This is a genomic window from Micromonospora sp. IBSANI012, from assembly GCF_052814045.1.
Genome location: NZ_CP199933.1, coordinates 5,939,840 through 5,953,969, shown reverse-complemented (window position 1 = coordinate 5,953,969; position 14,130 = coordinate 5,939,840). Strand labels below are relative to the sequence as shown.

12 protein-coding genes are annotated in these 14,130 nt (G+C 75.3%); 6 read left to right on the top strand and 6 right to left on the bottom strand.

Going from position 1 to position 14,130, the window contains the following annotated elements; genetic code table 11:
- Positions 1-39: 39 nt before the first annotated feature.
- Positions 40-864, bottom strand: a complete 825-nt coding sequence (locus tag ACTWM8_RS27550; RefSeq protein WP_446211481.1) for a hypothetical protein — start codon at positions 862-864, stop codon at positions 40-42.
- A gap of 141 nt (positions 865-1,005) precedes the next feature.
- Between ACTWM8_RS27550 and ACTWM8_RS27545 the strand changes: the two genes are divergently transcribed.
- The 4 genes from ACTWM8_RS27545 (at position 1,006) to ACTWM8_RS27530 (ending at position 6,802) form a co-directional block, all read left to right on the top strand.
- Positions 1,006-3,015 carry a BTAD domain-containing putative transcriptional regulator gene (locus ACTWM8_RS27545; RefSeq protein ID WP_446211480.1) on the top strand — a complete coding sequence of 670 codons (2,010 nt, stop codon included), beginning with the start codon at positions 1,006-1,008 and terminating at the stop codon, positions 3,013-3,015.
- Between the two features lie 56 nt (positions 3,016-3,071).
- On the top strand, positions 3,072-5,192 hold the full coding sequence (locus ACTWM8_RS27540; protein ID WP_446211479.1) for a DEAD/DEAH box helicase: 2,121 nt from the start codon (positions 3,072-3,074) through the stop codon (positions 5,190-5,192).
- Between the two features lie 160 nt (positions 5,193-5,352).
- Complete coding sequence (locus ACTWM8_RS27535; protein ID WP_088960188.1) at positions 5,353-5,580, top strand: heavy-metal-associated domain-containing protein; 228 nt, start codon at positions 5,353-5,355, stop codon at positions 5,578-5,580.
- Positions 5,573-6,802 carry a hypothetical protein gene (locus ACTWM8_RS27530; RefSeq protein WP_446211478.1) on the top strand — a complete coding sequence of 410 codons (1,230 nt, stop codon included), beginning with the start codon at positions 5,573-5,575 and terminating at the stop codon, positions 6,800-6,802. Before ACTWM8_RS27535 ends, ACTWM8_RS27530 begins: the two co-directional genes overlap by 8 nt.
- A 33-nt stretch (positions 6,803-6,835) precedes the next feature.
- Here the strand turns inward: ACTWM8_RS27530 and ACTWM8_RS27525 are convergent, their stop codons facing one another.
- On the bottom strand, positions 6,836-7,252 hold the full coding sequence (locus ACTWM8_RS27525) for a helix-turn-helix domain-containing protein (RefSeq protein WP_154941761.1): 417 nt from the start codon (positions 7,250-7,252) through the stop codon (positions 6,836-6,838).
- A gap of 305 nt (positions 7,253-7,557) precedes the next feature.
- On the opposite strand from ACTWM8_RS27525, the gene ACTWM8_RS27520 reads away from it, so the two are divergent.
- The gene (locus tag ACTWM8_RS27520) at positions 7,558-7,968 is read left to right on the top strand and encodes a hypothetical protein (protein WP_446211477.1); all 411 of its coding nucleotides are present in this window, start codon (positions 7,558-7,560) and stop codon (positions 7,966-7,968) included.
- Between the two features lie 53 nt (positions 7,969-8,021).
- Here ACTWM8_RS27520 and ACTWM8_RS27515 read toward each other — a convergent pair whose 3' ends face one another.
- Positions 8,022-9,179 carry a class I SAM-dependent methyltransferase gene (locus ACTWM8_RS27515; RefSeq protein WP_446211476.1) on the bottom strand — a complete coding sequence of 386 codons (1,158 nt, stop codon included), beginning with the start codon at positions 9,177-9,179 and terminating at the stop codon, positions 8,022-8,024.
- A gap of 403 nt (positions 9,180-9,582) precedes the next feature.
- On the bottom strand, positions 9,583-11,262 hold the full coding sequence (locus ACTWM8_RS27510; protein WP_446211475.1) for a DEAD/DEAH box helicase: 1,680 nt from the start codon (positions 11,260-11,262) through the stop codon (positions 9,583-9,585).
- Between the two features lie 291 nt (positions 11,263-11,553).
- Here ACTWM8_RS27510 and ACTWM8_RS27505 point away from each other — a divergent pair, with 291 nt between their 5' ends.
- Positions 11,554-12,201: a ferritin-like fold-containing protein gene (locus tag ACTWM8_RS27505; protein WP_446211474.1), complete on the top strand. Its 648-nt coding sequence runs from the start codon at positions 11,554-11,556 to the stop codon at positions 12,199-12,201.
- Between the two features lie 57 nt (positions 12,202-12,258).
- Here ACTWM8_RS27505 and ACTWM8_RS27500 read toward each other — a convergent pair whose 3' ends face one another.
- Together ACTWM8_RS27500 and ACTWM8_RS27495 are read right to left on the bottom strand one after the other, a co-directional pair.
- Positions 12,259-12,486: a DUF3107 domain-containing protein gene (locus ACTWM8_RS27500; RefSeq protein WP_088960194.1), complete on the bottom strand. Its 228-nt coding sequence runs from the start codon at positions 12,484-12,486 to the stop codon at positions 12,259-12,261.
- 65 nt (positions 12,487-12,551) lie between these two features.
- Positions 12,552-13,190, bottom strand: a complete 639-nt coding sequence (locus ACTWM8_RS27495) for a TetR/AcrR family transcriptional regulator (RefSeq protein WP_446211473.1) — start codon at positions 13,188-13,190, stop codon at positions 12,552-12,554.
- Positions 13,191-14,130 lie beyond the last annotated feature (940 nt).

Genomic DNA, 14,130 nt, shown 5'->3' with positions numbered 1-14,130 from the left:
GGCCCCCCGTGCGGCCGCGTCCCCACTCCTCGTCCTCGGTCAGCCGTTGAGCAGCTCGTACGCCACCTTCGGCGCGTCCTGCGCGGCGGCGCCCGTCGGCGCGGTGACCTTCGGGGCGGTGCCGTAGTCGCGGTACTCGACCAGGTACGCGTACGCCTTGTGTCGGCCCACCGCCGGCACCTGGAGGGTCAGCTTGGCGAGGTTGCCGTCCGGGCCGACCTCCGCCGTGAACGGCACCGCCTTCGCCGCGTCGCCGAGCGCGGTCATCTCCTCGGCGTCGAGCACCTTCGCCGCCTCGCCGGCGGTCAGGTCGACGGTCCCGGCGTACCGGCCGGCGCCCTTCTCCTCGACCGCCGTCGCCGCCTCGATCAGCGGCCCGGTGTTGCCGACGTCCACGCCGTCGTAGACCGGCGCGCTCGCGGCGTCGGCGAGCCGCGCGCGGTCCAGCCTGAGCCAGCGGTCGGGCAGCTTCGGCAGGCCGGTCAGCCCCTTCGTGCCGGTGAATTTCACCTTCATCCAGGTCTGGTCGGCGACGATCCGGAACGACATCCGGGTGGTGAAGCCGAGGTCGGGGTCCTTGACGGCGGTGGTCAGCTCGGCCCCCTTCGCCGTCGGGTCGACCAGTCCGGAGATGTCGCTGGACGAGTCGTGGCCGGTGAACCGGAACGTCCCCTCCGTACCGTCCGGGACGGCCGCGAGCAGCGCGGCCTTCGGCGTCGGCGCGGCGCTCGACCCCGCCGGCGCGGCCGCCCGGTCGCCGTCGCCGGCGTCGCAGCCGGCGACCAGGGTGGTCGCGGCCAGGGCGGCGGTGGTGGCGGTGACGACCCGACGGAGGAGCCCGGCGGTACGGGTGCGCTGTGTCATCGGTTTCTCTTTCTCGGATGTCCGGTGTTGCCGATGACGATGCTGCGGGCCGCCACTGCCGGATGGCTGCCGCTATGCTGCCGTCCGACTGCCGTGCGGCTGCCGCCGGCACGAGCGGGGGTGTCAGGAGCGGAAACTCGCATGTCAGGAACGCTGCGTTTCGAGATTCTCGGTCCTCAGCGGGCCTGGTACGACGACCGGGAGATCGACACCGGCCCCGGCAAGCAGCGCGCCGTGCTGGCCGTGCTGCTGCTCGCCGCGGGCCGCGCGGTGCCGACCGGGCAGATCGTCGACGCGGTCTGGCCGGAGGATCCGCCGGCCAACGGCCCCAACGTCGTGCAGAAGTACGTCGCCGGACTGCGCCGGGTGCTCGAACCGGACCGCTCCCCGCGTACGCCGGGTCAGGTGCTCACCCTCACCGAGGCCGGTTACCGGCTGCGGGTGCCGCCGGAGGCGGTGGACGCCATCCGGTTCGAACGGTCGGTGCACCGGGCGCGCGGGCTGCGCGCCGAGGGGCGACCCATCGACGCGGTCGCCGAGCTGCGGGCGGCCACCGAGCTGTGGCGCGGTGAACCGCTGGCCGGCCTGCCCGGTCCGCTCTTCGACTCGGCGCGGCACCGGCTGGTCGAGCTACGGGCCGCCGCCCTGGAGACCCGGGCCGAGCTGGAGCTGGAGCTGTGCCGGCACCGCGAGGTGATCGGCGAGCTGGTGGAGCTGGTGGCCGAGTTCCCGCTGCGGGAGCGGCTGCGCCACCAGCTCATGCTGGCGCTCTACCGCAGCGGCCGGCAGGCCGAGGCGCTCGCCGCGTACCGGGAGATCGGCGACCTGCTGCGCGAGGAGTACGGCATCGAGCCGGGCAACGCGCTCCAGGAGCTGCACCGGCGCATCCTGCGCTCCGACCCAGCGCTCCTGCCCGCCGGTACGGCCGGGCAGCCCACCCCGCCCCCGCCGGCCTCTGCTCCGGCCCCGGCCGTCCCGGCGCCGGCCTCGACCCCGGCGGCCTTGACCCCGGTGGTCCCGCCCGCGCCGGCCTCGACCCCGGCGATCCCGGTCCCGGCTGCGGAGGATCAAGTCCCGCAGCAGGTGAGCCCCGCCCTCGCCGCGGGGAACCAGCCGCCGCAGGCCACCCCGGCGCCGGCCCCGGAGGATCAGGTTCCGCGGCAGGTCACCCCGGTGGCGGCTCCGGGTCTTCAGGTCCCGCAGCAGGTCGGCCCCATCTCCGCCGACCAAGACCGGGCCCCGGAGCCGGGCACCCCGGCCGGTCCGACATCGGGTGGTCCGGCTCTGGACGCCATGCCGGCGGGTTCCGTCCCGGTGCCGCCGGGTCCGAATCCGTACGCCATCGCCGGCGCGGTGCCGACCACCCCACCTTCGGTCGCGGCCATCCCGGCGGCGTACCCCGGCGGGCTGCCGCCGTTCCTGCCCGAGCCGCCGGCGCCCGCGCGTGCGCGCCGGCAGGCTCCCGGCTGGGCGAGCGCGCTGGGCACCATCGCCGGTGGCGCCCTGGCGCTGCTCTCGTTCGGTTGTTTCACGTGGGCGGTGATCGGGGCGTACGCGTTGTGGCGGCGCAGCTGGCGGCTCGGGCTGGCGGCGGTCGGGTACCTGGCTGCCGCGGCCGTGGCGTTCGGGGTGCTGGCCACCGGCGACCCGGAAGCGGAACCGTCGTACGTCGAGGTGGTGCTCGTGACGGGGCTGGTGGCGGTCTGCTGGCTGCTCGGGGCCGGGCACGTGGTGCTGCTCAGCCGTGGGCTCTGGCAGGCGATCACCGGCACCGGGAGCCCGCCGCCGGACCCCCTCGCAGAGCATCGCCGGGTACGTCGTGAGCAGGCCCGTTACCTGCTGCACCATTACCCGGCGGCCCGACACGAGCTGGCCATCGGCCGACCCGACCTGCCCCGGGCCTTCGACGACGGCGGACTGGTCGACATCAACGCGGTTCCCGACCACGTGATCGCGGGGCTGCCGGGGCTCAGCGCGGAGCAGCGCCGCCAGGTCGTGATGGACCGCTGGCTGCGCGGTCCGTTCGGGTCGATGGAGGAACTGGCCGGGCGTTGCCTGCTTCCGCCGACCGTCAGTGACGGTCTGCGTGACGTCCTCCTCTTCCTGCCACCCCTGCCGCCCGCGACAGCCCCGTCGACCGCGCCACGGTGACCGGGCGAACTCCCGGCCGGCTCGGAGATGTCCGGCGCCGCTGGTAGAAATGCCGGATGAGCCAGGATCGGGCGGCGGTACGGGAGCGGGCCGAGGCGGTGCTGCGCCGGCTCGCCGGCGAGCACGCCCGACTCCGCGAGGACCAGTGGCGGGCGATCGAGGCCCTGGTGGTGGACCGGCGCCGGGTGCTGTGCGTCCAACGCACCGGCTGGGGCAAGTCGGCGGTCTACTTCGTGGCCACCGCCCTGCTGCGGGAGCACGGCGAGCACGGGCCGACCGTGATCGTCTCGCCGCTGCTGGCGCTGATGCGCAACCAGGTGGAGTCGGCGGCCCGGGCGGGCATCCGGGCCCGCACCATCAACTCCGCCAACCTGGACGAGTGGGACGAGATCACCGCCGAGATCCACGCCGGTGCGGTGGACGTGCTGCTGATCAGCCCGGAACGGCTCAACAACCCGGACTTCCGGGACACCGTCCTGCCGAAGCTGGCCGCCACCACCGGGCTGCTGGTGGTGGACGAGGCGCACTGCGTCTCCGACTGGGGGCACGACTTCCGGCCCGACTACCGCCGGCTGCGTACCTTCCTCGGCAACCTGCCCGAGCGCACCCCGGTGCTCGCCACCACCGCCACGGCCAACGAGCGGGTCACCGCCGATGTCGCCGAGCAGTTGGGCGACGCCCTGGTGCTGCGCGGCACCCTCGACCGCGAGTCGCTGCGGCTGGGCGTCCTGGACCTGCCCAGCCCGGCGCACCGGCTGGCCTGGCTCGCCGACCACCTGGACCGGCTCCCCGGCTCCGGGATCATCTACACCCTGACCGTGGCGGCGGCGGGGGAGACGGCCGAGTTCCTCCGCTCCCGTGGCTGGTCGGTGGCCTCCTACACCGGGCAGGCCGACGACGCCGACCGGCGGGCCGCCGAGCAGGACCTGCTGGACAACAAGATCAAGGCGCTGGTCGCCACCTCCGCGCTGGGCATGGGCTTCGACAAGCCGGACCTCGGGTTCGTGGTGCACCTCGGCGCGCCGCCCTCGCCGATCGCCTACTACCAGCAGGTCGGCCGGGCCGGCCGGGCCGTCGAGCACGCCGAGGTGCTGCTGCTGCCCGGCGTCGAGGACGCGGCCATCTGGCGGTACTTCGCCTCGCTCGCCTTCCCGCCCGAGGAGCAGGTCCGGGCGGTGCTCGGCGCGCTGCACACCGACCGGCCGCTCTCCACCCAGGCCCTCGAACCGATGGTCGACCTGCGCCGCGCCCGGCTGGAGCTGATGCTCAAGGTGCTCGACGTCGACGGCGCGGTCCGCCGGGTCCGCGGCGGCTGGCTCGCCACCGGCGAGCCCTGGGTCTACGACGAGGCCCGGTTGCGCCGCGTCGCCCAGGCGCGCACCGCCGAGCAGCAGGCCATGCGGGAGTACGCGACCACCTCCGGCTGCCGGATGCGCTACCTGCGCGAGTGCCTGGACGACACCGGGGCGGGCGGCTGTGGCCGGTGCGACCGCTGCGCCGAGCCGCTGTTCACACCCGAGGTGTCCGACGCGGCGCTGACCGCCGCGCAGACCTTCCTCGGCCGCCCCGGCGTGGAGATCCCGCCGAAGAAGCTCTGGCCGACCGGGTTGGACGCGGTCGGCGTACCGCTGAAGGGGCGGATTCCCGCCGGTGAGCAGGCGCTGCCCGGGCGGGCCGTGGGACGTCTGTCGGACCTGGGCTGGGGTGGGCGGCTGCGCGGCCTGGTCGGCCCGGAGGCGGCGGACGGCCCGGTCCCCGACGACGTGGCGGCGGCCGTGGTGGAGGTGCTGAAGGCGTGGGCGCACGGCGACGACCCGTGGCCGCGCCGCCCGGCCGGCGTGGTCGCCGTCGGGTCCCGCACGCACCCCGCGCTGGTCGGCTCGCTGGCCGAGCGGATCGCCGCGGTGGGCCGGCTGCCGCTGCTAGGCCGCGTGGTCCCGACCGGTGCCGCCGGGCCCGGCGGGCCGCGCGGCAACAGCGCCCAGCGGGTACGCGCGCTGCACGGCGCGTTCGCCGTGCCGGACGAGCTGGCCGACGCGCTGGCCGGACTGGACGGGCCGGTGCTGCTGGTGGACGACCTGGTCGACTCCGGCTGGACGCTGACCATGGTGGCCGGGCTGCTGCGCCGGGCCGGCGCCCCGGACGTGCTCCCCCTCGCCCTCGCCGTCGCCGGCTGAGGGGCCCCTCGCGGTCGACCCGGCGCACCGCGGTCGCACGTGTTCCCGCCGGTCGTCAGCGGGTGCGGGCGGAAAGTTCCCGGCCCGGGTGGATTGGGACCGTCGCCACGCTCGGCGTCCGGACGGCGGACGGCAGCCGGGTCGGCGGTACCGTGGGCGCATGGCCGAGGGAACCGTCACGCAGACCTATGCCGTCACCGGGATGACCTGCGAGCACTGCGTGCGCGCGGTCACCGAGGAGCTGTCCGCGCTGCCGGGCGTCGACGAGGTGCGGGTCGACCTGGCCGCGGGCACCGCGACGGTGACCAGCACCGCGCCGCTGTCCGAGGCGTCGGTCCGGGCCGCCGTGGACGAGGCGGGGTACGAACTGGCCGTCGGCGGTGCCTGAGCACCCGCCCACCCCGCCGGTCCCGCCCGAGTCCGTCGGCGGCGAGCGCTCGGGGGTGACCGACGCCCAGCCGACGGCCGACGCGCGTCCGTCGGTGCGCGACGGGCACCCGGTCGAGGGCGGGCGGCCCGGCCCGGCCGACGCGCACCCGGTGCGCGGCGGGCACCCGGTCGAGGGCAGGCGGCCCGGCCCGGCCGACGCGCCTCCGGTTAACGACGCGGGTCCACCGGTGTTCGGGGTGCGTCCGGCCGACGACGAGCGGGCTGAGCTGATCGACGCGCTCCCGACCGGTGCGGTCGACGGGCCGCCGGTGGGGGCGGACCGGAGCACGCTGCGGCTGGCGCTGACCGTCGGCGGGCTGGTGCTCGCGGTGCTGCTCGGCTTCGGCCTCGGCCGGGCCAACCCCGGCTCGGGCACGCCCTCGGCGACGAGCGCCGCCGCGGCCAGCGCCGACCACACCCACGCCCCCGGCACGGGCGCGCACGACCACGGCGCCGGCGCCGACCAGGCCGCCGACAGCGGCGCGGGCGGTCTCTCGGTCAGCTCCGGCGGCTACACGCTCACCCCGTCGGCCGTGGAGTTCGGCGTCGGCCGGGCCGGCGAGTTCCGCTTCCAGGTACGCGACGAGCGGCGCCGGCCGGTCACCCGGTTCGCCGTCGTCCACGACAAGCCGATGCACCTGATCGTGGTGCGCCGGGACCTCAGCGGGTACCGGCACCTGCACCCGACGATGGCGCCCGACGGCACCTGGTCCGTACCGCTGACCCTTGGGCAGCCGGGCGTCTGGCGGGCGTACGCCGATTTCACCGCGGTCGCCGACGATGGCCGGCAGACGGCGGCGACCCTCGGGGTGGACCTGGTCGCGCCCGGCGGCTACGCCCCTCGGCCGCTGCCCGCCCCGGCCACCACCACGACCGTCGACGGCTTCACCGTCGGGTACGAGGGCGCCCCGGAGGTCGGCAAGGCCCTCCCGCTGCGCTTCACCGTCAGCGCCGGTGGCGCCCCCGCCGCGCTGGAACGCTACCTCGGCGCGTACGGCCACCTGGTCGCCCTCCGTGAGGGGGACCTGGGCTACCTGCACGTGCACCCGGTCGCGACGCCGGCGGGCGACCCGGTCACCTTCTGGGTGACCGCCCCCGGGCCCGGCCGCTACCGGATGTACCTGGACTTCCAGGTGGCGGGCGTGGTGCGCACCGCCGAGTTCACCGTCACCGTGCCCTGACGACGACGGCCGGGTGGCCGGGGGACCGGTCGCTCAGCCGGCTCGGCGGACCGGGCGGCGGGCCAGGTAGCGGAGCAGGTCGCGGATGTGGTGCTTCTCCTCGGCCGGCACGGTCGGGTCGGCCAGCCGCTCCAGGATGACCCGCACGTCCGCCTCGACGGGGGAGTCGTCGACCCGGCGGCGCGGCGCGGGACCGGCGTCAGGCAGCCCGAGCGCCCGGAACGCCGCCGCGACGGGCAGGTCGAGGGCGGCGCAGAACCCGCGCACCTTGGCCAGCTCGGGATAGTCCTGCCAGTCGCCGGCGAGCCAGCGGAAGACGGTGGAGCGACCGACCCCGGTGTGCGCCGCCAGGTCGCTCACCGTCCAACCCCGCTCGTCGCGGGCGTCGTCGATGGCACGTCGCACGAAACGTGCGAAGGCCATCTGTGGTGATACCTCTGCGGAACCCATTCCTGCGGGGTCTTCCCTTTCCGGCCGGAGCCCAGATTCGGTGCGCCCTCCCAGGGTAGTACGACAAGGCGTCGGAGCAGTCGACCGATCGACCCGAAGGTCCCGCCGACAGGACTTCGGCGTCGGTGGGCACCCCATCCCGGCATTTGTGCCGGTTCTGTGTCCAGCGTCGATAGTCAGATATCAACTAAGCTCGACGCGCCGGCGCCACCAGCGACGTGGCGCTGACGAGTCCCGGCGCACCGTTGAGGAGCAGCATGGCCGACCCCGTCCTTCCGGCGCCGCACCGCCCGGGTGCGGTCAGTATGTTCTTCGTGGCCAAGGCCGGCGTGTTCGCCCTCGGCTTCTGGATCTGGCTGCTGGTGCTGGTGCTGACCGGCGACGACGCCACCGGCGCGCACGTGCTGGCCGCCACCGGCGCGATCACCACCACCCTGGTCGGCGTGGTGCTCGGCATCCGGCTGGCGTTGCAGCACAGCGCCGCCGTCCGGCACGCCGAGTTGAAGCGGCTGCTGGTCGACATCTCCTGGAACGCGTTCGCCGCCGCCGGCAACGCCGAGACGTCGGGCAAGGTCGTCCCGTTCCCCACCGCGCCGAGCGAGGACGAGCGATCGTCGCGGGACCGGATCTCCGTGTTCGAGCGGGCCCCGGGGGGCGAGCGGGCCCCGGGGGGCGAGCGGTCCGGGCGGGACCGGGGCGGCAACCGCCGTCGCTGACCCGCGCCACCGCCGACCTCAGGCGGTCGGACGGGTGTCGGGGCCGGCCGGTCTCAGGCTGTCGGGCCGGCCTCGGTCAGCAGCGTCTCCAGGCGTGGGGTGATCCGCCACTGGTCGACCAGGTCCCGGTACTCGGCCCGCTGCGCCTGCGTCGGCGCGGTGCCGGTACGGCGGGCGCGGATCAGCAGGTTGCGCGGGGTGTGCCGGGAGTCGACGAACTCCACCACCTCGGCCCGGTAGCCGTGCAGCCGGAGCAGGCCGGCGCGCAGCGAGTCGGTGAGCACGTCGGCGAAGCGTTCCCGCAGGATGCCCTGCCGGGTCAGCAGCTCGTACGGCGCGGGAGCCGGGTGCGCGCGTAGCTGCGCGGCGATGTCGTGGTGGCAACACGGGGCGGCGAGCACCCAGCGGGCGTCCCAGCGCACCGCGCGGGCGAGCGCCTCGTCGGTGGCGGTGTCGCAGGCGTGCAGCGCCAGCACCAGGTCGGGGGCGGGCTCGACCACCGCGTCGGCGATGGTGCCGGCCACGAACGAGACCCGGTCGGCCCAGCCGAGCCGCTCGGCCAGCTCGGTGTTGCGCCGCCGCTGGTCCTCCCGGACGTCCACGCCGACCAGCTCGACGTCGAGCCCCCGCTGGGTGAGGTAGCGGTGCGCGGCGAAGGTCAGGTACGCGTTGCCGCAGCCCAGGTCCACCACCCGCAGCGGGCCGGTCAGCTCGTCGGGGAGCGTGGCGGCGAGCGCGCGCAGGAACGCGTCGACCTGGCGCCGCTTGGCGGCCGAGCCGCCGATCTCGGCGAAGATCGGGTCGCCCGGGTCGAGCAGGTACTCCTTGGCGCGGTCGTGGCCACCCGGCTCGGCGTCCGGGCGGCTCGCGGCGGCCCGGTGCACCTGCGCCTCGCCGGACTTGGTCACCCGGAGCTGGAGCGTGGCGTCCGCGGTCTCCACGTGCCAGTTGCCGAACGGCTCGGCCAGCAGCGCGTCGACCGCTGCGCCGGCCTCCGCCCCCGGAGCCACGTTGCGGGTGTACGGCCGGGCGCCGTCGGAGGTGGAGATCTGCAACCGGGGGCCGGCCTTGAGCGCGACCGGGCGCAGCTCGGCGCGGACCACCGAGGGGCGCTGCCCACGGCGGCGACCGGCGGCGACCGCGCGGGTCAGCGCGGGGTCGAGCAGCAGGGCCCGGACCTCGGTCAGGGCGGCGTCCAACGGTTCCGGCATCCCACCATCTTCCTTCCTGGTCCGGGCCGCCCGTCGGCAGGCCACCGCATGGTGCCGTGCGTCGCTCGTCCGCCGCGCCGGACACCGGTCTCCGGCGCGTCGGCCCGACACCGAGGCACCCGCTGCGAACGCTTTGCTCTGCTGCCTCGACGGCAACACCGCAGGCGGTTTTGTGTTGCGGTCGAGGCAGCAGAGCAAAGCCTGCGGGCAAGCTCCCTGGGGACGGACGCCAGGTCGGAGTCCGGTCCGGGGATTGGCGTCGGGTGTCATCGGGCCGAGTCGGGCGGTGCCGACCGGTGGCGCGCTAGGTAGCCCCGCCGGAGAACCGTCGAAAGCCGGCACCGGAAAAGGGGACGTCCCCCGGACCGGTGAACGGTGCGGGGGACGTCGGGTCTGGCAGCGGTCAGTCGGCGATCGCCTCGGCCGGGGTACCGGCACCGGAGCCGCCACGGCGGCGACGGCGACGGCGCGGCTTCGACGGGTCGCCCTCGGCGGCGGCCACGGCCGGCTCCGGGGAGCCGGCGTCGGTGCCGACCGCCGCGGTCGACTCGCCCGCGACCGCCTCGCCGGCCCGGCGGCGACGCCGGCGGCGGGGAGTGCGGGTGCCTTCCTCGGCGGCGGCGTCGGCCGGCGCGTCGGCGTCCGGCGTGCCGGCGTCGGAGTGACCGCCGCGTCGGCGCTCGCCTCGGCCCCGGCTCTCGCCCCGGCTCTCGCCCCGGCTGTCGCCGCGCCGGGAGCCCCGGCCGCTCTCGCCGCGCCGCGGCCGGCCGCCCAGGTCCTCCTCGACCTCGGCGGAGAGCCCGGCCCGGGTCCGCTCGGCGGTCGGCAGGGTGCCGGTGATCTCGGTGGAGATGCCGAGGTCGGTGTAGAGGTGCGGAGAGGTGTGGTACGTCTCCGGCGGCTCCGGCATCTCCAGTCCGAGCGTCTTGTCGATGATCCGCCAGCGGGGCATGTCGTCCCAGTCGACGAAGGTCACCGCGACGCCCGTGGCCCCGGCCCGGCCGGTACGACCGATCCGGTGGGTGTAGGTGTCCTGGTCCTCGGGGCAGTCGTAGTTGATGACGTGGGTGACGCCACTGACGTCGATGCCCCGGGCCGCCACGTCGGTGGCGACCAGAGTGTCGATCTTGCCGGCGCGGAACGCCCGCAGCGCCCGCTCCCGGGCGCCCTGGCCGAGGTCGCCGTGGACGGCGGCGACCGCGAAGCCGCGGAAGTCGAGGTCCTCGGCCACCCGGTCGGCGGCCCGCTTGGTGCGGGTGAAGATCATGGTCAGCCCGCGACCTTCGGCCTGGAGGATCCGGGCCACGATCTCGACCTTGTTCATCGAGTGGGTGCGGTAGGCCAGCTGCTGGGTCTGCGGCGACGGGCCGGTCTCGGCGGTGTGCCCGGCGTGGATCGTCATCGGACGGCGCAGGAAGCGCCGGGAGAGCGTGACGATCGGGTCCGGCATGGTGGCCGAGAAGAGCATGGTCTGCCGGTCCTCCGGCAGCATCGCCAGGATCTTCTCGACGTCGTCGAGGAAGCCCAGGTCGAGCATCCGGTCGGCCTCGTCGAGGACCAGCGCGCGCACCCGGTCGAGCCGCAGGTGCTTCTGCTTCTGCAGGTCCATCAGCCGGCCGGGGGTGCCGACCAGGATCTCCACGCCCTTGCGCAGCGCGTCGATCTGCGGCTCGTACGCCACGCCGCCGTAGATCGGCAGCACCCGGATGCCCCGGGTCCGGCCCGCGGCGGCGAGGTCCTTGGCGACCTGGATGCCCAGCTCGCGGGTGGGGACGACGACCAGTGCCTGGGGCACGCCGTCGCTGCCCTCGCCCGGCGCGAAGACCCGCTCCAGCAGCGGTACGCCGAAGCCGAGGGTCTTGCCGGTGCCGGTCGGCGCCTGGCCGATCATGTCGGTGCCGCGCAGCGCGATCGGGATCGCGTACTCCTGGATCGCGAAGGCGCGGGTGATGCCCGCCGCGGCCAGGGCCTCGACGGTCTCGGGCCGCGCACCGAGCGCGGCGAAGGTGGGGGCCTCCGGACGGACCGGGGCGGTGGGGGCCAGTTCGTGGCCACCCAGCTCTTCGAGAATCTGTTCGCTCATCTGGATCTGGGGGTGCCCTCTCGTGGTGCGCCCCGTCTTGTCCTCAGGGCGCGTTCGGTATGGCGCGGGCCACGCGGTCGGGGGCGGATTCGCCGAGCCGGACCGGGCCGCACGCGCGCCGCAGGCAGGACTTCGATCAGATCGGCGCCCGCGGCAACTGCTCCATACTACCCGAGCCGCCCCGCGCGCGTCCCGGAGCGCGGTGACCGGGCCTTCTCCGGGGGTGACAATTGTGATCTGGGTCACCGTTGCGGGGTCTCGGTGTGGCGGTTTGGGCGGTACCCTGCGCTCGTGTCCGCCCCGACAACACCCGAGGCCGTGGTCGACCTGCTCGGCCTGGTCGCCTACGGCGAGCTGCTCGCCTTCGACCGGATGGCCGCCGACGCCCGGCTCGCCCCCGACCTGCGCCGCCGGGCCGCGCTGAGCGAGATGGCCGCCGCCGAGATCGGCAACTACCGGCGCCTCGCCGACCGGCTGGCCGCGCTCGGGGCGTCACCCGACGACGCGATGGCGCCGTACGTCGGGCCGTTGCAGGCGTACCACGACTCGACCGAGCCGAAGGACTGGCTGGAGGCGGTCACCAAGGCGTACGTCGGCGACGCGATCACCGACGACTTCCTGGGCGAGATCGCCGACACGCTGGCCGAGCCGGACCGGCAGCTCGTCCTGGACGTGCTGCACGAGTCCCGGTACGCCGAGTTCGCCGCGGCCGAGATGCGCGCGGCGATCGAGGCCGACCCGCGGGTGGCCAACCGGCTGTCGATGTGGGCGCGCCGGCTCGTCGGCGAGGCGCTGTCCCAGGCGGGTCGGGTCGCGGCGGCGGACCGGGGCGCGCTGACCGCGCTGATCGCGCGGGACGGCACGGACGTGCAGGCGACGTTCCGCCGGCTCACCGCCAACCACACCGCCCGGATGGCCGCCGTCGGGCTGAACAACTGACCCGCCCGGTCGGGCCCGGCCCGCGGCGGGCGCACCCGCCGCGGCGGCCGGACCGGATCAGCGGACGGTGAACCCGACCGCCCGCGGGGACGCCTCGGCGATCTCGACGTAGGCGACCTTGTTGACCGGCACGATGACCCGCCGGCCCTTCTCGTCGGTCAGGGACAGCGTCCCCTCGTCCTTGCCGAAGGCGTCGGTCACGATCTGCTCGATCTCGGCCGGCGACTGCGCGCTCTCCAGAACCAGCTCGCGCGGCGCGTACTGCACGCCGATCTTGACCTCCACTGTGCCTCCTCAGGTGGGCGAAAGAGCCGCCGATGGGAAGGCTATCCGATCTCGGGGCCGGATGTTCAGGCTGACTCACCTTGCAACGGGAAGCTCGCGATCCCACGCCAGGACAGCGCCGCGACCAGCGCCTCCGCCTCCGCCTTGGGCACCTGGCGACCGCCGGCCAGCCAGAACTGGGCGGCGGTCTCGGCCGCCCCGACCAGACCGGAGGCGAGCAGCTCGGCGTGCGCCCGGCTGACGCCGGTGTCCGAGATGATGGTGTCGGTGATCGCCGCGATGGCGCCCTGCTCGACCCGCTCGACGCGCTGCCGCACCGCCGGGTCGTTGCGCAGGTCCGACTCGAAGACGAGACGGAACGCCTCGCTCTCGTGGTCGACGAAGTCGAAGTACGCCCGGACCGAGGCCCCGACCCGCTCCTTGTTGTCGTTGGTACCGCTCATCGCGTCGTGCACCTTGGCGACCATGGCGTCACAGTGCGTGTCGAGCAGCGCCAGGTAGAGCTCCATCTTGCCGGGAAAATGCTGGTAGAGCACCGGCTTGGAGACGCCCGCCCGCTCGGCGATGTCGTCCATCGCGGCGGCGTGGTAACCCTGCGCGACGAACACCTCCTGCGCCGCCGCGAGCAGCTGCTTACGTCGCGCCGAGCGGGGCAGCCTGGTGGGCCGGCCGGCGGTCTGCGCACCGTTCCCCACAGCGGTCATGGGAACCTCCGAGTTTCTTCGTACGAGCCGGCACTTTTACCCCGTACCGGTCTGGGGCATGTACCCCGGTCCCGGAATTGGCCCGCCGCTGTAACTTATCGCCACTGTCACCACACGGTAGCCTCAGCGAGGGCGACCAAGGAGCGCGCGGTGAGTGAAACAGGGCAACCCGGTGCCGCCACCCCGGGAGAGCACGGTGACGGGACGGGTCAGCAGGACGACCTGGCCCGTTCCGTCAGCGGGTGGGCACCCCCGGCGACCGGGTGGTCCGGCGGGGCCGACGCCCCCGCTTACCGGGACACCGTCGCCCCCTGGCACCGGCCCGGCCCGACCATCGGCTGGGACGCCTCCTCCCCGCGCCACGGCGACCTGCCGGCGCCGCTGACCGACCCCGAGCCCGACCCCGCGCCGCGCAACGGGCGCGCCCACCTCAACGGCGTCGGCCACCCCGGCGAGGAGCCGCGCGGCCGGCCGTCCCCGGTGAGCGCCCCGCCCGCCGACGCCCCGCGCTTCGGCGCCGACCTGCGGCGGGACGCCGATGGCGACCGACTGGTCGTACCGGCGCAGCGGCCGGTGCCCTCGACCGAGCAGCAGCCCGGATCGGCCGACCCGGACGCCGCCGCGCGGCACTCCTCGGAGGAGCCACCCCGGCTCAGCCGCTGGGCGGACGGGGGCCTACCCACGTCCGCGCCACCGGCCGTGCAGGTCCCGCCGGTCGGCACCGCCGCCTCCGGCTTCGAGGTCCCGCCGGGCTTCCACGCACCCCGTCCGGACCGGAGTCAGCCCGACCGGGCCGAGGCCGAAGAGTTCCCGCCCGACGTGTCCCGCGCCCGGGCCGACCGTCCCCACCGCGGCTCACCGGACGAACCGGCCGGGGCCCGCGGCGGCGAGGAGGCGGCCGCCGGGCGCGGCGAGCCGGACCCGCACGCCGAGCAGCCCT

Bases quoted from the DNA above. Each gene is read 5' to 3' on its own strand.
- ACTWM8_RS27550 (WP_446211481.1), bottom strand. From the start codon at position 864: ATGACACAGCGCACCCGTACCGCCGGGCTCCTCCGTCGGGTCGTCACC.
- ACTWM8_RS27545 (WP_446211480.1), top strand. From the start codon at position 1,006: ATGTCAGGAACGCTGCGTTTCGAGATTCTCGGTCCTCAGCGGGCCTGG.
- ACTWM8_RS27540 (WP_446211479.1), top strand. From the start codon at position 3,072: ATGAGCCAGGATCGGGCGGCGGTACGGGAGCGGGCCGAGGCGGTGCTG.
- ACTWM8_RS27535 (WP_088960188.1), top strand. From the start codon at position 5,353: ATGGCCGAGGGAACCGTCACGCAGACCTATGCCGTCACCGGGATGACC.
- ACTWM8_RS27525 (WP_154941761.1), bottom strand. From the start codon at position 7,252: ATGGGTTCCGCAGAGGTATCACCACAGATGGCCTTCGCACGTTTCGTG.
- ACTWM8_RS27520 (WP_446211477.1), top strand. From the start codon at position 7,558: ATGTTCTTCGTGGCCAAGGCCGGCGTGTTCGCCCTCGGCTTCTGGATC.
- ACTWM8_RS27515 (WP_446211476.1), bottom strand. From the start codon at position 9,179: ATGCCGGAACCGTTGGACGCCGCCCTGACCGAGGTCCGGGCCCTGCTG.
- ACTWM8_RS27510 (WP_446211475.1), bottom strand. From the start codon at position 11,262: ATGAGCGAACAGATTCTCGAAGAGCTGGGTGGCCACGAACTGGCCCCC.
- ACTWM8_RS27495 (WP_446211473.1), bottom strand. From the start codon at position 13,190: ATGACCGCTGTGGGGAACGGTGCGCAGACCGCCGGCCGGCCCACCAGG.